The organism is Yoonia sp. R2-816 (assembly GCF_046762905.1).
Lineage (GTDB): Bacteria > Pseudomonadota > Alphaproteobacteria > Rhodobacterales > Rhodobacteraceae > Yoonia.
Genome location: NZ_JBKQXN010000032.1, coordinates 1 through 4126, shown reverse-complemented (window position 1 = coordinate 4126; position 4126 = coordinate 1). Strand labels below are relative to the sequence as shown.

Sequence of the window (4126 nt, the reverse complement as noted above, 5' to 3'; positions counted from 1 at the left end):
GAACGCAGCAAGGCCGAGTACTTCTCGATCACGCTCACGGACAAGAACAACAAGACCTGGCGCATGAATGCCGTGCGCAACGACACGCTGCGCGATGGCGAATGGGCGGTTGTTCCACTGGCCGGTGGCGAGCCTGAGCCGATCATGGTGGCTGGCGCGCTGGAACTTCTGGATGACGGCAACATGGCTGGCACGATCGAGAGCTTCGACTTCTCCTTCGATGTTGTGGCCGTCGAAAGCGACACGAAGTCGGATGAGAACCACCCTGACTTCCATCTCGAAGCGCGTTCGCCCGGTGGCACGATCATTCGCGTCGGCTCGGTCTGGCAAGCCGAATCCCAGAAGGGAAATGCCTACTACAGCGTGGCCTTCTGGTCGCCTCGCGGTACGCAACACCGCGCCAATGCTGTCCGCAGTGACGATGCAGGCGATGCCAACATCTTCAACCTGATCCCCCTGATGGAACGGCGCGAAGCCGAGAGCGAGAACGCCTTCGCATAAGCAGGCGATATTAAATGGCCGGATCGAGCAAGGGCGTCGTGCGAGAGCATGGCGCCCTTTTTCATTGGCACATCCATCACCACCAGAAAGGAGACCCCAATGACGCCTGTGTCAAACCCGCGAACACGGTTCAGTTTCATCAGTGACCCAAGCCAAGGGTGGCTCATGGTGACGCCCGCAGAATTGCACGCTGTTGGTATCACAGAAGATGACATCACGCCGTACTCATATCGTGATGTTTCAGGTCAGCTGATTGCCCTGGAAGAAGACTGCGATGCCTATACCTTTCTGCACAAGTGGGAGGCCATGATTGGAAAGCCCGCTGAGATTGTAGATACCGTTGAAGGGTCGAAATTCATTCGCAGTTGGCCCAGTTTCGGCAAAAAAACCTCAACTGCGATAGGGCAGGGGGGTTCACAATGACAGCCGCTCATGAAGTGAATCATTCAGAGATTGCCCGCCAGAACGACGAATTTCGAAGATCACTCGGGCAATCTCTTCGCGCGCCCGGGCAGATTGTCATGACACCGGGTATCGCCGCTTTTGATGCCCTCGTGATGATGAAAATCCAGTCAGCGATCATCCTCTTCAACGATTTCACTGAGGACAATGACCCCTATGGTGAACACGACTTTGGGGCGTTCAGCGTCGATGTGAACGGTGAAGATACGAAGATCTGGTTCAAGATTGACTTGTATGACCCAAGCTACAATGCGGGCTCAGAAAAGCCCGACGACACGACCCAAACACGGCGGGTCATGACGATCATGCTGCCGTCCGAATACTGATCAGCACATCTCACAAAGAAACCACACAGCGCCGCCTGCAGGAGCAGAGCGGCGCGTTTCGCATTTCACGGGAGAAGACTGATGCAAGAAGAAGTCACAGCAACAGTTCAGCTCATCTACAGCTGCCCTACAGACAAATCGTTGTCTGGCCAATCCAACCTTATACACGAAGACGTGGCCCGGCTTTTGGGTGCAGATAGCGGCAATCCCGTGCAGCTGCAGGGCCTCACAGTCCAGCATGTCCAATCGGAAGCCGTGACATATGGCAACACGGAGCCACGGTCCGATACCCATTGGCAGTGTGAACAGATGAAAGAGCTTCTTGCTCTGGCGTACCCCGATGCAGAGAGCTACGGCGATGCCCTTAGGTTTGTGCTTTGTGACCTGCGCCATTTGGCCGATCAGGAGGACCTCGCATTTGGGCTGTGGGACAAGAGCGCTTACCGCATCTATCTTGTAGAGAAGGCAGACAGGGCGAAGCGAAAGAGCAAGACGGCTTCGGATGATTCAGAAAATGATCAAGGAGAAAGATCATGAAAATCTGGATCTTCATTACCGATGACAGCAACGGAATCCAAGCCCGCCCATTCGCGACTGAAGATGCGGCGGAAGCAGCAGCATTGGCATGGTGCAAGAGACATTGGCCTTCCGATGCCCGTTGCCCGGATGACTGGATGGTTGCCTACCAGGAATTTGAATGCTCCAACGATGCGATGTGGATTGAGCAACATGATGTGCCCAACACGGAAGCTATCATCGCTATCCAGGCCTCTGCCCGTGCACAGATCGATGACCTGCTGGTGCAGGTGTATCAGATGAAAGGTCTGTTTGATGATGCCGATGGCAGCATCGCCCGCGCGATCGCGGATGCCGAAGTCTGGCCCGATTTGGTCGACACCAAAAATGGGGAGGGTACCCATGCCTGAGGTCATTGAAATCACCGTCTATCAATTCGACGAGCTCACCAAACGCGCCCAGGCTCACGCCCGCGATTGGTATCGCGAAGCGTCCTCCCATGATGAATGGTGGGACTACGTCTATGCCGATTTTGAGGCAATCTGTATCTGTTTTGGCATCGAACTCAAACGGGTACCCATCAACCGCCATAAACCGACAGGTGGGTGTCGCCCCTGCATCTGGTTTTCGGGATTTAGCCAACAGGGCGATGGTGCCAGCTTTGAAGGCTCGTGGCGCTACGAAAAGGGTATGTGCCACGCCATCCGGACCTATGCACCAACCGACACAGTTCTGCACCAGATTGCGGATCAGCTCCAAGCCGCACAGAAACCGAATTTCTATCAACTCGTCGCCGATATCAGTCAATCCGGGAACTACTATCACGAATACACCATGCGGATTATCATCCAGCGGGATGCACCGGCCAATCAAGAGATTTTCAGAGATACGGAAGCGGCGGTGATCGAAGCGATGCGCGCCCTTGCCCGTTGGCTCTATCGCAGGCTCGAAGCCGAGTATGAACATGTGAACTCTGATGAGGTGGTCGCCGAGATGATTGTCGGCAACGATTACACGTTCACCGGTGACGGTGCCCGCTTCGGCTACAGAGCGCGCTCGACCGAAGCCAATCGCACTGGAGGCAAGCATGACTGATCAATTCTTGAGCATTGCAATGTATGCATAGCCGCATTGCAGCATGAATGCTTGCCGCAGCGCAGAACCAGCACCATTTTACATTCATAGGGGTCGTAATCTCATCCTCCTCCCGAGAGACCGATCTCCGCATAGCGGTTGTTGCACCTCCTCCCGCGACAGTCGCAAAAGCATTAAAGCGTTGCCAGAAATGGCAGCGCTTTATTGTGTTTCAGGAGCCAGATCATACGCCCAGTTGGACCATGCGTTAGAAGAGAAGAACCAGGAAACAGGTCTAGGGGGCTTGGCTCATTTCGGCTATGTTGAAATGATGAATGGTTTACTACCACCAGGATTCCTGGACGAGCTCCGCACGCGGCTATCCATTGGGCAGGTCATCGGGCGCAGAGTCACGTGGGATCAACGTAAGTCCAACCCAGGTAAGGGTGATTTATGGGCACCGTGCCCATTTCACCAGGAGAAATCCGCCAGCTTTCACGTCGATGATCGCAAAGGGTATTACTATTGCTTTGGCTGTCACGCCAAGGGAGATGCAATTTCGTTTGTACGCGAAACCGAGAACGTCGGCTTCATGGAGGCGGTTCGGATCCTCGCGGATGAGGCGGGGATGACCATGCCTGCGCGTGATCCTGAGGCGCAGAAAAAAGTGGACCGTCGTAAGCTGTTGGCGGACGTCATGGAGCAGGCGGTGCTGTTTTATCGTTTGCAGCTAAAAACCGGGGCAGGGACCGCAGCACGCGATTATCTGGCGGGCCGTGGACTTCGCGATGAAGCACTGGACCGCTGGGAGATCGGGTTCGCGCCACCTGGGTGGCAGAACCTTTGGGACCTGTCGCTTAGCTGTAACGAATTGCACTTATCCGTCGCTCGGATTGCAAACATCCCGGATTCTCGCTCGAATTATTTGCGTCTATCCGGGGTGCCAAACTCACATTATCTGCGACTGTGATCAGATTATGTGCGACGGGATTGCAATCATCCGCCCCGGATCACATTACGTGCGAACAGCAAGTCAGTTGAAGAACACAGAGCGGATGCAAGCGCAGCAATCGCCGTTCGCTGCGTAGGCGTTGAACACGAAAGACGCGGACGAACCGGACCTAGCGCTCTGTAGCTTGAATGTCTGCTTCAGCATCGCTCTGGCTTCAGCACGATGTTTGAGTTCTTTCGCAAGAAATCTTGTAACGCACCATCGACTGCAAAACTGTGCTCCCACACCTCTTGAT

At 54.7% G+C, this 4126-nt stretch carries 6 protein-coding genes and 1 pseudogene; all 7 read left to right on the top strand.

Annotation, left to right across the window (positions count from 1 at the left end; all coding sequences use genetic code 11):
• The coding region (locus tag ACFWW2_RS00475; RefSeq protein ID WP_393925399.1) for a DUF736 family protein at nucleotides 1-501 on the top strand (501 nt) is incomplete at its 5' end.
• A gap of 165 nt (nucleotides 502-666) precedes the next feature.
• Nucleotides 667-924: a hypothetical protein gene (locus tag ACFWW2_RS00470; RefSeq protein ID WP_393925398.1), complete on the top strand. Its 258-nt coding sequence runs from the start codon at nucleotides 667-669 to the stop codon at nucleotides 922-924.
• Nucleotides 921-1289, top strand: coding sequence for a DUF3768 domain-containing protein (locus ACFWW2_RS00465; protein ID WP_393925397.1), 369 nt, complete (start codon nucleotides 921-923; stop codon nucleotides 1287-1289). The genes ACFWW2_RS00470 and ACFWW2_RS00465 overlap by 4 nt, the downstream gene beginning before the upstream one ends.
• Nucleotides 1290-1370: 81 nt before the next feature.
• Entirely contained in the window at nucleotides 1371-1826 is a 456-nt protein-coding gene (locus ACFWW2_RS00460; protein WP_393925396.1) for a hypothetical protein, read from the top strand.
• Nucleotides 1823-2215 carry a hypothetical protein gene (locus ACFWW2_RS00455; protein WP_393925395.1) on the top strand — a complete coding sequence of 131 codons (393 nt, stop codon included), beginning with the start codon at nucleotides 1823-1825 and terminating at the stop codon, nucleotides 2213-2215. The genes ACFWW2_RS00460 and ACFWW2_RS00455 overlap by 4 nt, the downstream gene beginning before the upstream one ends.
• Entirely contained in the window at nucleotides 2208-2900 is a 693-nt protein-coding gene (locus ACFWW2_RS00450) for an antitoxin of toxin-antitoxin stability system (protein ID WP_393925394.1), read from the top strand. Before ACFWW2_RS00455 ends, ACFWW2_RS00450 begins: the two co-directional genes overlap by 8 nt.
• A 310-nt stretch (nucleotides 2901-3210) precedes the next feature.
• A pseudogene (locus ACFWW2_RS00445) lies at nucleotides 3211-3729 on the top strand (CHC2 zinc finger domain-containing protein); the annotation flags it as partial.
• Nucleotides 3730-4126: the final 397 nt, after the last annotated feature.

Excerpts from the sequence above, each read along its gene's own strand:
- ACFWW2_RS00460 (WP_393925396.1), top strand. The coding sequence starts at position 1,371 with ATGCAAGAAGAAGTCACAGCAACAGTTCAGCTCATCTACAGCTGCCCT.
- ACFWW2_RS00470 (WP_393925398.1), top strand. The coding sequence starts at position 667 with ATGGTGACGCCCGCAGAATTGCACGCTGTTGGTATCACAGAAGATGAC.
- ACFWW2_RS00455 (WP_393925395.1), top strand. The coding sequence starts at position 1,823 with ATGAAAATCTGGATCTTCATTACCGATGACAGCAACGGAATCCAAGCC.
- ACFWW2_RS00465 (WP_393925397.1), top strand. The coding sequence starts at position 921 with ATGACAGCCGCTCATGAAGTGAATCATTCAGAGATTGCCCGCCAGAAC.
- ACFWW2_RS00450 (WP_393925394.1), top strand. The coding sequence starts at position 2,208 with ATGCCTGAGGTCATTGAAATCACCGTCTATCAATTCGACGAGCTCACC.